The organism is Nocardia sp. NPDC056064 (genome assembly GCF_042266925.1).
Taxonomy (GTDB): Bacteria; Actinomycetota; Actinomycetes; order Mycobacteriales; family Mycobacteriaceae; genus Nocardia.
In genome coordinates, this window is record NZ_JBHJWO010000001.1 from 2,508,837 (window position 1) to 2,525,639 (window position 16,803).

Genomic DNA, 16,803 nt, shown 5'->3' on the forward strand with positions numbered 1-16,803 from the left:
TCGCACCGCCTCGATCCGGCGCGGTCAGAACAGGGCAGGATGCCCGCCGCCGTCACCGGTCTCCGCGGCCAGCAGTTCGGGCCCGTTGTTGCGGACATTGTTGACCAGCGTCGACACCGGTCGCGCGGAGATCGCCGCGACCTCGGCCTCGGTGGGCGCGGTGAGCAGCTCGGCCGGGGCCGGATGGTCGGGGTCGAGCCAGGCGTCCCAGTGCTCGCGCGGCATGGGCAGCGGCATCCGGTCGTGGATCTCGGCCAGTGCGCCGACGGCGTCGGTGGTGAGGATCGTGCACGAGAGCAGCGGTTCGGAATCGGGCTGCTCGCGGTCGCGCCACACCGACCACAGCCCGGCCATGTACAGCAGCGAGCCGTCGGCGTGCGACATGTAGAAGGGTCGTTTCACCGCCTTGCCCTTCTCGGCGGGCGCCGATTCGACCAGCCACTCGTACCAGCCGTCCATCGGCACCAGGCAGCGCTTGTGCTTGGCCGCGTCCCGGAACGAGGGCGCGGTGGTGGCCTTGTCGGCGCGGGCGTTGAACAGCGGCCTGCCCTTGGCCGGCACACCCGGTTCGGCGGCCTTGGTCCAGGACGGGATCAGCCCCCAGCGCATCTGCCGGATGCGTAACCGGGGATCGTCGTCGGGCTCACCGTGCTCGTGCCGCTCGACCACGGTGAGCACCTGGGTGGTCGGGGCGACGTTGTAGCTGACGCCCGCGTCGGGCTGCGCGGAGTCCAGGCCGGTCTCGTCGACGGCGTCGAGGTCCGCGGCGAGCCGGGCCGGATTGGTGGTCGTCGCATATCGTCCACACATGTCCCCATCTTGGCACCGGACACCGACAACTCCACGTGACGCACAGCACGCGACCACGCCGATTTGCCCGCCACTGGTGTATCCGGACCGCACATGAGAGAGGATGGGCGGGTGAGTTTCTGGCCAGCGCCCCATATCGAGGTCCCCGTCCACGCGACCGTGACCCTGCCCGGTTCGAAATCCATCACCAACCGCGCGCTCATCCTCGCCGCGCTCGCCGACGGGCCCTCCACCCTCACCGGCGCGCTGCGCAGCCGCGACACCGACCTGATGATCGCGGCCCTGCGTGCGCTGGGCACCGGGATCACCGGTGACGCCGAGACCCTCGAGATCACCCCCGCACCCCTGCACAGCGCGGCCGTCGACTGCGGCCTGGCGGGCACCATCATGCGGTTCCTGCCGCCCGCCGCGGCCCTGGCCACCGGTGACGTCGCCTTCTTCGGTGACGAACAGGCCCGCCACCGCCCGCTGTCCACCATCCTCGACGCGCTGCGCGCCCTCGGCCTCGATGTCGACGGCGACGCCCTGCCCTTCGTCGTGCACGGCACCGGCAGCCTGCGCGGTGGCACCGTCACCATCGACGCCTCGGGTTCCTCGCAGTTCATCTCCGGCCTGCTGCTCTCGGCGGCCCGCTTCGAGCAGGGCATCACCGTCCACCACGACGGCAAGCAGCTGCCCTCCATGCCGCACATCGAGATGACGGTGGAGATGCTGCGCCGCGCCGACGTGGCGGTGTCCACCCCGGCCGATTCGCGCAGCGCCCAGACCTGGTCGGTCTCGCCCGGCCCGATCCGCGCGGTGGACTGGGAGATCGAGCCCGACCTGTCCAACGCCACCCCGTTCCTGGCCGCGGCCGCGGTGACCGGCGGCGAGGTGAGCGTGCCGATGTGGCCGCGCGGCACCACCCAGCCCGGTGACGTGATCCGCGAGATCCTGGTCCGGATGGGCGCCGAGGCGCGCGTGTTCGACAACGTCCTCACCGTGCGCGGCCCGGAACGCCTGGCCGGCATCGACATCGACCTGCACGACGTCGGCGAGCTCACCCCCACCGTCGCCGCGCTGGCCGCGCTCGCCGATTCGCCGTCCTACCTGCGCGGCATCGCGCACCTGCGCGGCCACGAGACCGACCGGCTGGCCGCGCTGTCCACCGAGATCAACAAGCTCGGCGGCGATGTCACCGAGACCGAGGACGGCCTCGAGATCGTGCCCGCCCCGCTGCACGGCGGGCAGTGGCACTCCTACGCCGATCACCGGATGGCCACCGCGGGCGCGATTCTGGGCCTGCGCGTGCCGGGCGTGGAGATCGAGGACATCGGCACCACCGCCAAGACCCTGCCGACCTTCGTGGCGCTGTGGGAGCAGATGCTGGCCTCCGCGTTATCGGGTGAGGGAGCGGTGCGCTGAGCCGCCGCGGCCGCAGCGCAGCCAGCTACGACGAATCCGATGTCCGGGTGCGTCCGGGCAAAGCCTCGCGCCCACGCACCAAGACCCGCCCGCAGCACAGCGACGCCGAGGCCGCCATGGTGGTCTCGGTGGATCGCGGCCGCTGGGGCTGTGTGCTCGACGGTGACGCCGACCGCCGCATCGTCGCCATGCGGGCCAGGGAACTGGGCCGCACCCCGATCGTGGTGGGCGATCAGGTCGACGTGGTGGGCGATCTGACCGGCAAACCCGACACCCTGGCCCGGATCGTGCGCGTCGCCGATCGCGGCACCGTGCTGCGCCGCACCGCCGACGACACCGACCCGTTCGAGCGCATCGTGGTCGCCAACGCCGAACAGCTGTTCATCGTGGTGGCGCTGGCCGATCCCCCGCCGCGCACCGGATTCGTGGAGCGGGCCATGGTGGCCGCCTACGCCGGTGGGCTGGAACCGATCCTGGTGCTCACCAAGCGAGATCTGGTGGCGGAGTCCGCCTTCGCCGCCGCCTTCGATGGCCTGGACCTGAAGATCATCTACGCCGGCATCGACGACCCGATCGAGCCGGTGCGCGAGATCCTCGACGACCGGCTCTCCGCGCTCATCGGCCACTCCGGTGTCGGCAAGTCGACGATGGTGAATCGTCTTGTGCCCGATGCCTATCGGGCCGTGGGCGAGGTGTCGGGCGTGGGCAAGGGCAAGCACACCTCCACCCAGTCGGTGGCGCTGCCGCTGCCCGGCGGCGGCTGGGTGATCGACACCCCCGGCGTGCGCTCGTTCGGCCTGGCCCACATCACCCCCGACGACGTGATCGCCTCGTTCACCGACCTGGCCGACGCCATCGAGGACTGCCCGCGCGGCTGCACCCACCTGGGCCCACCCGCGGACCCGGAGTGCGCGCTCGACCAGCTCCCCGGCACGGAACGTCGCGTCGCCGCGATCCGCCAGCTGCTCACCGCACTGATCTCCAACGAGACCTGGTAGCAACCGGTTCCGTGCCGGGGTCGGCTCCTAGAAGCCGAACGAGCCGGTGCCGGTGCCGCCGCCGTCGCCCGGTTCGGGATCGGTGGGCAGCTCGGCCACGGTGACCACCTTGGTGGTCGAGGAGCTGGCCACACCCTCGCGGCCGGAGAAGGTCGCCCCGATCGTGTAGGCACCGGGCGCGCCCGGGGTCCAGACGATCGACGCCTTGCCGTTCGCGCCGACCGGGATGTCACCGAGGACGTTGTCGCCCGCCTTGAACTGCACCGTGCCACCCGCCGCGGCCGGGGTCACGCTCGCCTCCAGGGTCACCGCCTTGCCGACCTGGGCGCCGGTGACCTCGGTGATCGAGGTGCTCGACACCGCGTCGCTGGACACGGTGATGGCCGGGCCCTTGCCCTGATAGGTGCCGTCACCGAGCGAGCCGCCGTAGTGCATGGAGGTGGGCAGCGGGGTGTCGCGAGCGCAGTTCACGCCCACCTTGTACTGGATCTCGAAGGTCTGCGACTTCGGCGAGATGTTCGGGTACACCGGGTATTTGGTGATGCCGAACTCCGCGCGGATCCAGTCCGAGGACGAGGTGTCGATGGCCACCGCGTCGCCCGACATCTTGGCCGAGCCCGGCACCGGGGTCAGGCAGGCCGGGTGCAGGTCCTTGATCGAGTAGATGTACTCGACCGGGATGCCGGTGCGCTCGAACTTGGTCGTCACCGTCACCGTGTCACCGACGACGGGGTTGGTGTTCGACACCGTCCTGGTGAATTTGCTGTTGCCGTCGCTCCAGCTGATCGAGCCGGGCGCGGCCGCCGCGGTTCCCGGCACCACGGCCACCGCGAAACCCGCGGCCACCGCGAACGCGGCCAGTGATCCGGCCGCACGCTGCACTGTTGTGTTCACCATCGTTGTCTCCAGATAGCTCCGGGCGCCCTCGACCACGTCGTCGAGGCGTCGATCCGCCCGAGGTGGCAGCAGTAGATCACGCGCGGGCACCCCACCGGATCGAATTCAGAAATGAGCATCATTCAGATTGCGAATTCGACTCGCGTTCGCTCGCGTTCACGATGAGGACACCGCGCGCCGGTACCGTCATGCCCATGAAGCCACCGGCGATCGGTTATCTGCGCCGCGACATCTCGGGTGTCGCCCAATCCTGGGACGAAACGCAGATCCGTTCGCTAGCCGAGCGCATGGGTTACCGCTGTACCAAGACCGTGGTCTTCAGCGAGCGCACCAGCGATCCGCTGGGCAAACTGCTCGAGGTGGTCGCCAGCACCGAGGCCGCCGCCGTGGTGACCGCCGGCCTGGCCCACTTCGAGCACGACCTGCCCGAGCGGCTGCTCGCCGTGTGCGACATCGTCACCGTCTCCCCCGAGGTCGTGCACGCCCGCACCCGCCCCGCCCTGCCCGCCTAGACCAGCGCGCGATAGCGGCCGTCGGGATCACGCGCCAGGCGGCCGCGGCGCACGGCCAGGGTCAGGCACGCCTCGATCCGGTCCTCGGCGGCGCCCGTGCGGTCGTGCCCGAACTGGGTGAGCGTGGCCCACACGATGTCGTCGAAACTGTGCCGATCCCGTTGTGCCACATGGGTGATCGCGTTGACGATCTCCTCGGCGCAGATGGTGTCGATCGGCCGCGACACCGTGGGTGGGGTGAACCGGAAGCCGCGCCAGCTGCCCGGGTCCAGGTCCGAGGGCCAGACGAACACACCCAGCGAGGTGGCGCGCATCAGGCTCTCCGGCACCTCACCGAGCACCCGGATCTGCTGCTTGTCCGAGGGCGCGCGCACCCCGAACCGCTGCGCGACCCGCGCCACCAGCACCGCGCGCTCGATCGGCCCCTCGATGGCGATGGTCTCGCGCACCGCCTCACGGATGCGGACCGGAATGGTGGCGGCACTGTCGCGATCCAGATCGACCGGGGCACCGAGCGCTCCGGTCGGGGCGCTCGCGTACGGGATGCCGCTGGGCAACCAGTGCTGGGCGGTCCGGGTGCGCAGCACCCAGTCCGGTGTCTGCGCGACGGTCGCCGCGCCGAGGGGTGCCGGAGACGGGGCGTAGTGTGCCTGCGGAATGGGCCGGGCCGGAGTGACCGGGGCGTCCTGCGGTCGGGGTGACGCCGCGCCCGGACGCGGCGGATACTCGTGCGGCGCGGGCGGATAGGGCTGCTGCACGAGATCGGGCTGCGAGGTCGCCGGGTAGGGCTGCTGCGCGTGGTCGAGCGGCGTGTACGGCGGCGGCGCGTGGTCAGGCTGCGGGGCCACGGGCCGGCCCGGATGGGGCGCGAAGGTTCGCCTGTTGCGGCGGTCGCCGAGCGCGAGCTGCCAGATGGTGGTGAGCGATACGCCGGTGCCGAACACGAAGAAGCCGACAGCCAGGGTGATCTCGACGGCGTCGCCGTTGCCGATCCCGGTGAAGTAGCCGACCGTGCCCAAGAGCACGAAGAACAGCCCCACCAGCAACCCGACCAGCCAGCCGAATTTGCCCATCCACCGCACCGCACGCACTCCACTTCCGCGCACCCGAACGAGGCACACCCGACGGCCGACGCGCTCCCCCGTCGGCGATGCGAGGAGTTTACTCCGCGCCGCCGACACTGTCCGTAGCCCGAACTACGCACGGCGAACGCCGATCCGGGCGCGGGCCGCTCAGCGCCGGAGTTCGGCGGCCAGCTCCTCGACGCGACGGCGGACCGGGTCGTCGGCGGGACGCAGCATCTCGAGGTCGGTGCGGAGCTGGGTGAGGAACCGTTCGGCTCTGGTGTGGTCGCCCGCGGCGGGCAGCCATTCGGCGATGGCCAGGCGCAGGCGGATGCCGTCCTCGCCGAATTCGGCGTCGGTGCCGCGGATTTCGCCGAAGAGGCGGTACAGCTCGTCGACGGCGGCCGCGGCGGACAGTTCGCCGAGCACGGCCCGGCAGCCCACGGCGGCGACGCGGGCACGCCGCAGGCGCGGGCTCTTCGGACCGCCCACGCGCAGTTCGATGGCTTCCACCCGCTCCCATTCGGTCAGGGCGCGGCGCTGTTCCCCGCTCTGCGCGAGCGCGAGGGCGATATCGCGGTGCAGGTCACCGGCTTCGGTGCCGTCGGGGCCGTAGCGGCGGGCGACCTCGTCGACGACGGCGAGCAGCGCCTCGGCGGCCTGGGCGAAGCGCCCGAGACCGCACAGTTCGCGGTAGCGGGCGGCGGCGTCGCCGAGGTGGCCCGCCTCGGTCATCGCCTGGCGGGCCGCGCGGTGGGCGGGCGCCGGGGGCGGGGACTCGAGGTCGGCGGGTGGGTTCGGGCACCGGAAGATCCGGGTGGGGTCCGGATGGCCGGCCGGGAGGGTGGGGGCGGGCGCGCCGGGCGGCGGCAGGAACGGCAGCAGCCGCCGGTACACCTCCTGGGCGGAGGCGGGCCGGTCGGACGGGTCCTTGGCGAGCAGGTCGAGCACCAGGTCCTCGAGCGCGGCGGGCACCTCGGGACGCAGGGTGCGCAGCGGTGTGGGGCTGTCGGTGAGGTGCCGGTTGAAGGCGTCGAAATCCGAGCGCGCTTCGAAGACCCTTCGCCCACTGCACATCTCGTGCAGTACGCAGCCCAGCGCGTACAGGTCGGCGCGCGGTCCCACCTCCTGCCCGTTCACCAGCTCCGGTGACATGTACGCGGCCGTGCCGAGCACCGATCCGGTGCGGGTGATCCGGCTGGTGCTCCCGTCGAGCAGCGCGGCGATCCCGAAGTCGATCACCTTCACCACCCCGTCCCGGGTGAGCAGCACATTCGCCGGTTTGAGATCCCGGTGCACCACCGGCAGCGCGTGCGCGTAGGACAGCACCGTCGCGATCTGGGCCCCGACGGCCACCGCGACAGCCACCGGCAGGGCCGTCCCCAGCCCGGCGAGAAAGTCGCGCAGAGTCGTCCCGTCGATGTGCTCGAGCACCAGGTACACACTGTCGGCCCGCGCGTCGAGCACCGCGTCGTAGACCTGCGGCACGCCGTGGTGCCGGATGCGCGCGGTCACCCTGGCCTCGCGCCGGAACCGCGCCACGAACTCCGCGGCCAGATCGTCGCGAGACGCGAACTGCCGCACCGCGATCCGCTTCACCGCCACCGCCCGGTCCAGCACCGTGTCGTACCCGAGCAGCACCTGCCCCATCCCCCCGGCCCCGAGCGCACCGGTGATCTCGTACCGGTCGTCGATGATCTCGCGCACCCCACCACCCCCGGACCGACGCCTGCTACGGACCAGAGAACGATACTGCCTCCGCCCCGGGGTGGCTCCATGACGGCGGGTCCGCGCGGGGTCCGCCGCGAGACGATCCCAGTGCGGCGGGGCCGCCGCAAGGTCAGTTCCGGGGCGGTTCCAGGGCGGCGGCGGTGAGGCCGGTGGCTATGAGGTCGGCGGCGGAGCGGGCGGCTTCGGCGGTGACTCGGGCGGTGACGCGCAGCTGGTGCAGGCGGCGGAAGGCGGCGCCGTAGCGTTGCTGGTCGGGCAGGGGGAGCAGGGGGATGCGCAGGCGGGCGGGGTCGAGGCGGATGGTGGTGGTGCCGTAAGTGGCGGCGGCATTGTCGGGGCTGCCGATGAATCCGGCGAAGAACCACGGGTCGACGCGGTCGGGGTCGGTGCGGAAGACGAGCACGCCCGGCCCGGGGACGGCGCCGATATCGGCGTCCTCGGCGACGCGGGCGCCTTGGGCGGCGCCGTGGTCGTCGCGCAGGCGCGAGACCAGCACGTCACCGGCCTCGATCGGTTCCCCGGCCGGGGTGCCGGGCGTGGTGAGACCCGAGGGTGGGCGGCTGTCGAGCAGGTCGTGCCCGGTCAGGACGGGGCGCCCGGTGTCGTCGGTCCCCTCGGCGGCCCCGGTGACGATGCGCACTGCCTTGCCCGCGATCAGATTGCCGACGGCCACATGCCGCCACACCGTGCCCGGCGCGGGTGTCCAGTCCCGCACCCCCTCGGCGACCTCCCGCAGGGCGGTCAGGTTGTCCCCGAGCACCGCGATGGCGGTGTGCGCCGCGGCCGAGGCATTGCCCGGATCGACGGCGGCGCGCACCTGGCGCGCGGGCGTCAGGTCGACGTCGTCGTCGAGCAGATCCATCACCCGGACCACCGCGGTCACATCGGCGACCGTGGCCGCCTCGGCGTCACCGCGCTCGAACGCACTCCACGACGCGATGACCGTCTCGCTGATCGCCGACCAATTCGATTGCTCACCACCGGGATTCGGTAGCCGGGTGGAGTCGGCGAACAGCAGCGTATCGCTGACCTGCCCCGGTTCGGGTCTGCGCAGCACCCACAGTTGCAGACCGACCTGCCGCGGTGTCGAGGCACCGGGCGGCAGGGCGAGCACCGCGCGCAGCGCACCCCCACGCAGGAGTTCCATGCGAATCCGGCGCCCCGACGACCGCGCCGCCACCGCGGGCGGCAACAGCAGCACCGCGGTACCGCCGGGCCGCAGATGCGCGAGCGCGTGCTGGACCCAGGCCAGCTCGGACTCCCCGCGCGGGGGCACCGAGTACACCCAGCGCGGGTCGAGTGCCAGTTCGTCGGCACCCCAATCCCGTTGTGTATACGGCGGATTGGCCAGGACACCATCGACTTCGAGATCAGGGAAGGCGTCGGCCAGCAGCGCGTCACCCGCCCGAATGTCGGCGGCGGCCTGCGGCACCAGCGTGCCCAGCAGCGCGGCCGTACGGGCGGCCTGCACCGGCAGGATGTCCTGCCCCGCCAGCCGGGTCGCGCCCACCCTGGCGGCTTCGAGCAGCAGCGCGCCACCACCGCAGGACGGGTCGAGGACCGACCCGGGCGCACCGGTGACGGCGAGCAGGTCGGCCATCAGCGCGGCCACCGGCTGATCGGTGGGATACACCCCGGTACTCGGCCCGTCGAGACCCCGTTCGGCCAGCACCGACAGCGTCTGCTGCACACCGACTTCCCCGATCGCGTCCCGCACCGCCTCGCGCACCGCGTCGCCCGCCGGGGCGGCGGGATCGCCGACGAAGCTCATCAGCGCGGCGACCTGCTCGGGCGCGACCTCGGCCCGCAGCAGGGTGCGCAACCGCTGCACCGGTGAATCGGCGGCGGTCACCCCGTGCCCGCGCAGCCACTGCTGCACCTCACCGAGGTCGAACAGGGGCCGGGATTCGGAGCCGCCGGGGACGGGGGCGGGGAAATCGGCGTGCCTGCGCCGCCAGTTGCTGACGGTCGCGCGGGTGACGCCGGCCAGCCGGGAGATCTCGGCGGCGGCGACGGTGGGCGTCGAGTCTGGCATGGGTCTCCTCGCGGTCGTAGTCAAACCTTACACACCGTCATTGACTTCCCAGGGTTCCAGTACACATGTTTTCACCATTCACGCTGAAAACATTGTTCTCCTGTTGCGTTCTCGTGACGGGCGGTGTAGCGTCCTTCTCAACGGCGCAGCAACCACCCGATGCGCATTCAACAGCACCGAAAGATGTTGACCATCAACAGCTTTCGTCATCACATCCGTCATCGAGCACCCCCGCAGTCAACGGCCCGCAGCGGCCGCGATCCGCCGTGCCCACACCCGAGGAGAACGTCATGTCCAACCCCCAGTACCCCGCACATCCCGGCGCCGCTCCGCAGCAGCCCTACTACCCGCAGCCCCCGCGTAAGCGGAAGGTCTGGCCGTGGGTGCTCGGCGGCTTCTTCCTCGCCGTCATCGCCCTGTTCGGCGGGTGCGCCGCGCTGATCGGCAGCGCCGCCGAGGAGGTCGCCAAGAACGAGGAGAGTCGCGCCTCGGCCGCCCCCGCGGGCACCGAGGTCCGCGACGGCAAGTTCAGCTTCACCGTGACCAAGGTGGACCCGCCGGTCACCACCGTCGGCGACAACCAGTTCCTGCAGAAGACCGCCCAGGGCGAGTTCATCCTGGTCTACGTCGATGTCGCCAACACCTCGACCGTCGCCCAGCAGTACTTCGGCTCCAACCAGAAGCTGATCGACGACCAGGGCCGCGAGTTCGCCAACGACACCTCGGCCGAGATCAATGTCAACGAGCAGCTCACCGCCGAGATCAACCCCGGCAACAAGGTCTCCATGGTGCTGGTCTTCGACGTTCCGACGGGTACCGTGCCCGCCGCCGTGGAATTCCACGACTCGGCCTTCTCCAACGGCGTGCGCGTCGCCCTGAAGTAGACCCGGGAATCCCGCGGGCCCAGCGATTTTCGCTGGGCCCGCGTTCGTCGTGCCGCGCCGGGCGAGCACCGCACCGCCGAGGCGACCGCCCGTGCGGGAAAATGGGGTGGTGAGCACCGATGACACGCGATCCGGACCGCTGCTGAGCCCGACGATTCTGGTCATCACGCTGTGCAGGCGAGTGGAGGCCGAGCTGGCCGCGGCACTGGCGCCGCTGGACCTGACGGTGGCGCGGCTGGGCCTGCTGGGACACATCAACGGCTTGCCGGGGGCCTCGTTCAGCGAGCTGGCACGGATGTCGGGCACCAGCGTGCAGAGCGTCCACACGGCGGTGAAAGCGCTGGTGGCGGCGGGTCTGGTGCGGGATCGCACGGCGCGGGCCGGGTCGGCCTCGGTGATCGAGCTGACGACGCAGGGCACGCGGCTGCTCGCCGAGGCGCGCACGGTGGTGACGCAGGTCGACACCACCCTGTTCGGTCCCGACGCCGACCCGATCCAGCGCGAAGTCGGTGCCGCACTCGTCGCCGCCTTCGCCGGCATGGCCCCACCCGATCCCCGGGGCAGCGGCGAATAAACCCGACCAACCTTCAATAACCCTGAAGCTCGAGCTAGGCTTCAATCACATTGAAGGTCGGAGGGAGCAGTTCGTGGAACATCTGTTGCTGTCGGTGCATGTGGTGGCCGGCATCGTCTTCGTGGGCGGATCGGCGGTCGCGACCAGCCTTTTCCCGCGCTACGCCCCGGTCACCGGCGAGGCGCCGGATTCGGAGTCGGTGCGCTCGCGGTCGGTGGCGGTCGCCATGCACCGGATCACCGGCAACTACGCCAAACTCGCGATCATCGTCCCGGTGATCGGCATCGTGCTGGCCACCATCCAGGGCCGGATGAACGAGATCTGGATCACCACCGCCATGATCACCACCGCCATCGCGGGCGGCCTGCTCGCCGTGCAGATCCATCCGCTGCAGCGCCTGGCCCTCGACGAACCCGACGACGGCAAGCGCCTGCGTCAGCTGTCCATGCTCGCCGGGATCTACAACCTGCTGTGGACCGCGGTGGTGGTGCTGATGATCGTGCGCCCCGGATCGGACTGAGCCGCACCGGCGTTCAGGCGTGCTGGGCGCCGATGGTGTGCAGGATCTCGTGGATGACCGGGTCGGCGAGCCGGTTGGTCACCGTGCGGCCCGACCGGGCGGACTCGACGCAGCCCTCCTGACGCAGCACCCGCAGCGCCTGGGAGATCGCGTTCTCGTTGCGCCCGAGCGCGGCCGCCAGCTCCCCCACACTGATGCCCGGCGCCCGGTGCAGACACAGCAGGATCTCCAGCCGGCTCGGGTCCGACAGCAGGTCGAAGCGCTGCGCCCAGGCCCGGATCTCGACGTCACCGATCGCCCGACGGCCGAGTTCGACCGGCGATCCGTCCAGTGTGCGTGGCTCTCCCATGGCGGGGTTCAGTGTAGCTCCCCTATCATCTGTCCATCTGTTCAGATAAACAGGAGTTGGGCGAGTGGGAATGCTACGGGTCAGGCCGCTGTGCACGCTGGGAGCGGCGCTCGCGCTGGCGATCTCACTGTCCGGGTGCGGGGCGCCCAGCGGCGGGTCGCCGGACGCGATCGTGCTGGCCGACGCCTTCGAGCTGGGTGGCTACAACCCGGTGGCCGGGTACGGCGCCGCCGGGGAGGCGAAGGTCTACGACGGTCTGCTGCGCCTGAGCGGCGGCACGGGCATGCCCGGCTTCACGCCCGCGCTGGCCACCGAGCTGCCGACACCGAACGCCGACGCCACGGTGTGGACCGCGCCACTGCGCGAGGGCGTGCGTTTCAGCGACGGCTCGGACTTCGACGCCGCCGACGTGGTGGCGACCTACCGCGCGATCCTGGACCCGGCCTCGGCCTCGGAGGTCCGCTCCTCGTTCACGATGATCGACGAGGTCGAGGCCCTCGACGCGCACGCGGTGCGCTTCACCCTGCGTCACCCCTACGCCGCCTTCCCCACCAAACTGCTGATCGGCATCGTCCCGTCGGAGTCGGTGGCCACCCCCGGCCCGGCCACCGAATCCTCGCTCAACTCCGCGCCGATCGGCACCGGCCCCTACCGGCTGACCACCCTGGAACCCACTCGCGCCATCTTCGAGGCGAACGAGAACTATTGGGGCGGGGCGCCTTCGGTCAAGCGTCTGACCCTGCTCTACGTCCCCGACGACAACACCCGTGCCCAGCGCACGGCCGCGGGCGAACTCGACGGCACCTCCCTGCCTCCGCTGCTGGCGGCCACCTTCGACGGTCGCGCGGGAATGTCCGTGCGCGCCAACACCTCCGCCGATTGGCGCGGCGTCTCGATGCCCGCCGCCGACCCGGTGGCCGGTGATCCGGCGATCCGGCTCGCGCTCAATCACGCGGTGGACCGTCAGGCGATGATCGACAACATCCTCGGCGGCTACGGCAGGCCCGCCTACACGCCGCTGCCCGAGGTCTACGGCGACGCGCACGACCCGGCCGCCGTGTTCGCCTTCGACCGGGCCCGCGCCGAGCAGATCCTCGACACCGCGGGCTGGCGGCCGGGTGCCGACGGTGTGCGCGCGAAAGACGGTGTGCGCGCACGGTTCACGGTGATGTACAACTCCACCGACACCCTGCGCCGCGATCTCGCGCTGGCCTTCGTCTCCGATGCCCGCAAGGTCGGGGTCGAGGTCGATCTGGAGGCGCTGTCGTGGGACCGGATCGAGCCGCGCATCGCCCGCGACGGCATCCTGCTCGGCGGCGGCGACGAGCCCTACGATCCCGACACCCAGGTCTACAACACCCTGCACTCCCCCTCGCCCGATCTCGGCACGGGCAGCCCGTACGACAATGCCAGCCGCACCGATGATCCGGTGATCGACGCCCAGCTCGATCTCGCCCGCCGCAGTACCGATCCGGCGGTGCGGGCGGGCGCGTACCGGGCGGTGCAGAACCGCTACGTCCAGGCGCCCAGCCATGTCTTCTTGGTGCACCTGGATCACACCTATGTGGTGAAGGACTCCGGCTGGAACACCTCGGGCCCGATTCTGGAACCGCACGCGCACGGGGTCACCTGGGGTCCGTGGTGGTCGTTGCAGACCTGGTCGCGCCGGTGACGCGCGGCCGGTGGCGCGGTCGCGGGATCGCCGCCATGGCGGGCAGGCGGGTGCTCGTGCTGGTGCCGGTGCTGGTCGCGGTGTCGGCGGCGCTGTTCGCGGCGGCGGCGGTGTCACCGTTCGATCCGCTGGTCGGGTATCTGGGCGCGCGCTACGAGTCGACCAGCGCGGCCGACCGCACCCTGCTCGCCGATCAGCTGGGCCTGGATCTGCCCTGGTATCAGCTGTACGGGCGCTGGCTGGCCGATCTGGCTCACGGCGACCTCGGCACCTCGCGCGGGTTCTCCCAGCCGGTGGGTGAGCTACTCGCCCAACGGCTTCCGTGGACGATGCTGCTGGTGACGGTGGCGATGACCGTGGCCGTCGCGCTGGCGCTGAGTGTGGGCGCGTGGGCGGGCATGCACCGGGGCGGGATGGTCGACCGGGCGGTCGCCGCGAGCTGTGTGGTGCTGCAGGGCCTGCCGCCGTTCGTGGTGTCGCTGGCCGCGATCGCCGTGTTCGCGGTGGGGCTGGGCTGGCTGCCACCCGCCGGGCTCACCGACGCGGGCGCCGATCCGGATCTCGCCCAGGTGCTGCGGCATCTGGTGCTGCCCGCCGCGGCACTGGCGCTCTCGCAACTGCCGTGGCTGCTGCTGGCGGTGCGCGAATCGGTGGCGGGCAATCGCGCCGAGGATTTCGTCGTCGGCGCGGCGACCCGGGGCATCGACTCCGCGACCATCACCCGCAGGCACATCCTGCCCACCTCGCTGGCGCCGTTCGTGACCATTCTCGGCGTCCGGCTGCCCGAGGTGGTGGTGGGCGCGGTGCTGGTGGAGGAGATCTTCTCCTGGCCGGGCATCGCCGGGGCGTTCGTGCGCTCGGCCCAGGATCTGGACATGGCCCTGCTCGCGGTGCTCACCGTCGGCACCACCTGCGCGGTCATGCTCGGGTCGCTGCTCGCCGATATCGCGGTGGTGCTGCTGGATCCGCGGGTGCGGGCCGATGGCTGAGCGGCGGCGGCTGCACGCCGCGCTCGCGGTGCTGCTGGCGGTGGTGGCCTACGCGGTGCTCGTGCCGTGGCTGGCCGGGGTCGACGAGCGGCTCACCGATTTCGCGACCGCCCGCCAGGCACCCTCGGGGCAGTGGCTGTTCGGCACCGACGCCGCCGGGCGCTCGCTGGTCGTCCGGATCGCGGCAGCGCTGCGCACCTCGCTGCTCGTCGCCGCCTGCGCGGCCGCGCTGTCGACGGTGCTGGGCGTACTGGTCGGGGCGGTGTCGGCGCTGGCCGGTGGCCGGGTGGACCGGGTGATCATGCGCTGCGCTGACACTGCCAACGCGCTGCCGCATCTGCTGCTCGGCATCGTCATCGTGGCGCTGTTCCGGGGGAATGTGGCGGCGGTGGTGCTCTCGATCGGGCTCACCCACTGGGTGCAGGTCGCGCGGATCGTGCGGGCCGAGAGCCTGAGCCTGCGCGAGCGCGACTACATCGCCGCAGCCGTGCTGGCCGGCGCGAGCCGCACCCATCTGCTGCGCACGCATCTGCTGCCCGCGGTCGCCCCGCAGGCGCTGATCGCGGTGGTACTGCTGCTGCCCCACGCCATCTGGCACGAGTCGACCCTGTCGTTCCTGGGCTTCGGCCTGCCCCCGCACGAACCGAGCCTGGGCACCCTGCTCGCCGAGGCCAGGACCTCCCTGCTGCTGGGCGGCTGGTGGACGCTGCTGTTCCCGGCCGGATTCCTGGTGCTGACCACCGTGGCGGTGGCCGTGGCCGGGTCCTCGCTGCGCACCCTGCTGCTGCCACCGAAACCGTCGAGGATGCCCCGATGACCGGACTGACCATCGAGGAGCTCACCGTCCGGATACCGGTCCGCCCGGGCGAGGTGGTGCACGCCGTCACCGAGGTCTCCCTGGACGTCCCGGCGGGCACGGTGACCGCGCTCGCCGGTGAATCCGGGTGCGGGAAGTCGATCGTCGCGAGCGCGATCCTGGGTGTACTGCCGCCGCACGCCGTCACCACCGGATCGATCCGCCTCGACCTCGCAGACCGGACCCTCGACGTCCGCACCGACCGGCAGCCCTACCGGGGCCGCCACATCGCGCTGGTCCCACAGTCGCCGGGCACCCACTTCACCCCCGTGCGCACGATCGGCTCCCAGCTCGCCGAGACGATCGCCGCGCTCGGCACCGGCCACGACCCCGCCGACCTGCTGGCCAGGGCCGGACTCGAACCCGGTGCCCTCGGCAGGTTCCCGCACGAACTCTCCGGCGGGATGGCCCAGCGCGCGGCGGTCGCGGCGGCACTGGCCGGTGACCCGGCGGTGATCGTCGCCGACGAACCCACCGCCGGACTCGACCGCGTCCGCACCGACCAGATCGGCGCCCTGCTGCGCGAATGCGCCGACCGGGGTGCGGCGGTCCTGCTCATCACCCACGACCTCGGCCACCTGCTGCGTGCCGGAATCGCCGACACCGTCGCCGTCATGTACGCCTCCCGGCTGATGGAGGTCGGCCCCGCCGCCCAGGTGCTCGACGACCCGTGGCACGACTACACCCGCGACCTGCTCGCCGCCCTGCCCGAACGCGGCCTGCGCCCACTCCCGCACCCGCCGCGCGCCCTGACGAACCTGTCCGAGATCTGCCCCTACGCGGGCACACCCACCACCCTGACCCCGCGCGCGCAGCGCCTGATCCGCGAACCGAGGTCCTGATGCTCGCCGCCGAAGCCGTCACCGTGGGCTACGCCCCGGCCGCACCGGTCGTGCGCGGGGTGGACCTGCGGGTCGAGCCCGGCGAGATCGTCGGCATCACCGGCGATTCCGGTTCGGGCAAGACCACCCTGGCCCGCGCGCTGGCCGGGCTGCTCACCCCCACCGCCGGGCGGATCACCTGCGACGGCCAGTCCCCGCGACAGCGGCGCGGCGCGGTCGCCATGGTCTTCCAGTCACCACGCGCCGCCACAAATCCTCAGCTCACCCTGGGGCGGATCATCGCCGAACCCGCCGTCATCCGCCGCGCCCCCACCCCCGACCTGCCCGCGCTCGCCGCCGAGGTCGGCCTCACCCCCGACCTGCTCGACCGCCGCCCGCACGCCCTCAGCGACGGCCAGCTCCAACGCGCCTGCCTGGCCCGCGCCCTGGCCCAGCAGCCGCGCTACCTCGTCCTCGACGAGGCCACCGCCATGCTCGACGCCGCCACCACCGCCACCGTCGTCCGCCTCGTCATGGACCGCGCCACCACGGGCCTCGGCGTCGTCCTCATCAGCCACGACCACGCCCTGCTCGACGTCGCCTGCACCCGGGTGACCGAGCTGCGCGCCGGGGCCCTGCACGGATCTCCGCAAGAACCGCACGAATACCTCAGGTAGGTCTCAGGAA

General features: G+C 71.8%; 17 protein-coding genes. 11 read left to right on the forward strand and 6 right to left on the reverse strand.

Annotated features, from left to right (window positions below; all coding sequences use genetic code 11):
* Positions 1 to 24: 24 nt before the first annotated feature.
* Positions 25 to 810 (reverse strand): SOS response-associated peptidase, encoded by a 786-nt coding sequence (locus ACFC06_RS11460; protein ID WP_375929670.1) that lies wholly within the window; start codon positions 808 to 810, stop codon positions 25 to 27.
* 93 nt (positions 811 to 903) lie between these two features.
* On the opposite strand from ACFC06_RS11460, the gene aroA reads away from it, so the two are divergent.
* Together aroA and rsgA are read left to right on the forward strand one after the other, a co-directional pair.
* On the forward strand, positions 904 to 2,214 hold the full coding sequence (gene aroA / locus ACFC06_RS11465) for a 3-phosphoshikimate 1-carboxyvinyltransferase (RefSeq protein ID WP_375929671.1): 1,311 nt from the start codon (positions 904 to 906) through the stop codon (positions 2,212 to 2,214).
* Positions 2,211 to 3,212: a ribosome small subunit-dependent GTPase A gene (gene rsgA / locus ACFC06_RS11470; RefSeq protein ID WP_375935398.1), complete on the forward strand. Its 1,002-nt coding sequence runs from the start codon at positions 2,211 to 2,213 to the stop codon at positions 3,210 to 3,212. The genes aroA and rsgA overlap by 4 nt, the downstream gene beginning before the upstream one ends.
* A gap of 27 nt (positions 3,213 to 3,239) precedes the next feature.
* Here the strand turns inward: rsgA and ACFC06_RS11475 are convergent, their stop codons facing one another.
* Positions 3,240 to 4,109: an Ig-like domain-containing protein gene (locus ACFC06_RS11475; RefSeq protein WP_375929672.1), complete on the reverse strand. Its 870-nt coding sequence runs from the start codon at positions 4,107 to 4,109 to the stop codon at positions 3,240 to 3,242.
* A 194-nt stretch (positions 4,110 to 4,303) separates the two neighbouring features.
* On the opposite strand from ACFC06_RS11475, the gene ACFC06_RS11480 reads away from it, so the two are divergent.
* Positions 4,304 to 4,621 carry a hypothetical protein gene (locus ACFC06_RS11480; RefSeq protein WP_375929673.1) on the forward strand — a complete coding sequence of 106 codons (318 nt, stop codon included), beginning with the start codon at positions 4,304 to 4,306 and terminating at the stop codon, positions 4,619 to 4,621.
* On the opposite strand, the gene ACFC06_RS11485 is transcribed toward ACFC06_RS11480, so the two are convergent.
* The 3 genes from ACFC06_RS11485 to ACFC06_RS11495 all read right to left on the reverse strand — a co-directional run bounded on the left by ACFC06_RS11485 (position 4,618) and on the right by ACFC06_RS11495 (position 9,451).
* Entirely contained in the window at positions 4,618 to 5,694 is a 1,077-nt protein-coding gene (locus ACFC06_RS11485; protein ID WP_375929674.1) for a DUF3320 domain-containing protein, read from the reverse strand. The two genes, ACFC06_RS11480 and ACFC06_RS11485, sit on opposite strands and share 4 nt — an antisense overlap.
* A gap of 159 nt (positions 5,695 to 5,853) precedes the next feature.
* Positions 5,854 to 7,392: a serine/threonine-protein kinase gene (locus ACFC06_RS11490; protein WP_375929675.1), complete on the reverse strand. Its 1,539-nt coding sequence runs from the start codon at positions 7,390 to 7,392 to the stop codon at positions 5,854 to 5,856.
* Positions 7,393 to 7,525: 133 nt separating this feature from the next.
* Entirely contained in the window at positions 7,526 to 9,451 is a 1,926-nt protein-coding gene (locus ACFC06_RS11495) for an N-6 DNA methylase (RefSeq protein WP_375929676.1), read from the reverse strand.
* 290 nt (positions 9,452 to 9,741) lie between these two features.
* On the opposite strand from ACFC06_RS11495, the gene ACFC06_RS11500 reads away from it, so the two are divergent.
* From ACFC06_RS11500 to ACFC06_RS11510, 3 genes are all read left to right on the forward strand, one after another.
* Positions 9,742 to 10,335, forward strand: coding sequence for a DUF4352 domain-containing protein (locus tag ACFC06_RS11500; RefSeq protein ID WP_375929677.1), 594 nt, complete (start codon positions 9,742 to 9,744; stop codon positions 10,333 to 10,335).
* 109 nt (positions 10,336 to 10,444) lie between these two features.
* The gene (locus tag ACFC06_RS11505) at positions 10,445 to 10,909 is read left to right on the forward strand and encodes a MarR family winged helix-turn-helix transcriptional regulator (protein ID WP_375929678.1); all 465 of its coding nucleotides are present in this window, start codon (positions 10,445 to 10,447) and stop codon (positions 10,907 to 10,909) included.
* A gap of 73 nt (positions 10,910 to 10,982) precedes the next feature.
* Complete coding sequence (locus ACFC06_RS11510; protein ID WP_375929679.1) at positions 10,983 to 11,429, forward strand: hypothetical protein; 447 nt, start codon at positions 10,983 to 10,985, stop codon at positions 11,427 to 11,429.
* A 13-nt stretch (positions 11,430 to 11,442) separates the two neighbouring features.
* Here the strand turns inward: ACFC06_RS11510 and ACFC06_RS11515 are convergent, their stop codons facing one another.
* Positions 11,443 to 11,778, reverse strand: a complete 336-nt coding sequence (locus ACFC06_RS11515) for an ArsR/SmtB family transcription factor (protein WP_375929680.1) — start codon at positions 11,776 to 11,778, stop codon at positions 11,443 to 11,445.
* Positions 11,779 to 11,848: 70 nt separating this feature from the next.
* Between ACFC06_RS11515 and ACFC06_RS11520 the strand changes: the two genes are divergently transcribed.
* From ACFC06_RS11520 to ACFC06_RS11540, 5 genes are read left to right on the forward strand one after another with little or no spacing between them, the layout of a single operon-like run.
* Complete coding sequence (locus ACFC06_RS11520; protein WP_375935400.1) at positions 11,849 to 13,450, forward strand: ABC transporter substrate-binding protein; 1,602 nt, start codon at positions 11,849 to 11,851, stop codon at positions 13,448 to 13,450.
* Positions 13,417 to 14,439 carry an ABC transporter permease gene (locus ACFC06_RS11525; protein ID WP_375929681.1) on the forward strand — a complete coding sequence of 341 codons (1,023 nt, stop codon included), beginning with the start codon at positions 13,417 to 13,419 and terminating at the stop codon, positions 14,437 to 14,439. Before ACFC06_RS11520 ends, ACFC06_RS11525 begins: the two co-directional genes overlap by 34 nt.
* Positions 14,432 to 15,256 (forward strand): ABC transporter permease, encoded by an 825-nt coding sequence (locus ACFC06_RS11530; RefSeq protein ID WP_375929682.1) that lies wholly within the window; start codon positions 14,432 to 14,434, stop codon positions 15,254 to 15,256. Before ACFC06_RS11525 ends, ACFC06_RS11530 begins: the two co-directional genes overlap by 8 nt.
* Complete coding sequence (locus ACFC06_RS11535; RefSeq protein ID WP_375929683.1) at positions 15,253 to 16,137, forward strand: ATP-binding cassette domain-containing protein; 885 nt, start codon at positions 15,253 to 15,255, stop codon at positions 16,135 to 16,137. The genes ACFC06_RS11530 and ACFC06_RS11535 overlap by 4 nt, the downstream gene beginning before the upstream one ends.
* Positions 16,137 to 16,793, forward strand: coding sequence for an ABC transporter ATP-binding protein (locus ACFC06_RS11540; RefSeq protein WP_375929684.1), 657 nt, complete (start codon positions 16,137 to 16,139; stop codon positions 16,791 to 16,793). The genes ACFC06_RS11535 and ACFC06_RS11540 overlap by 1 nt, the downstream gene beginning before the upstream one ends.
* Positions 16,794 to 16,803: the final 10 nt, after the last annotated feature.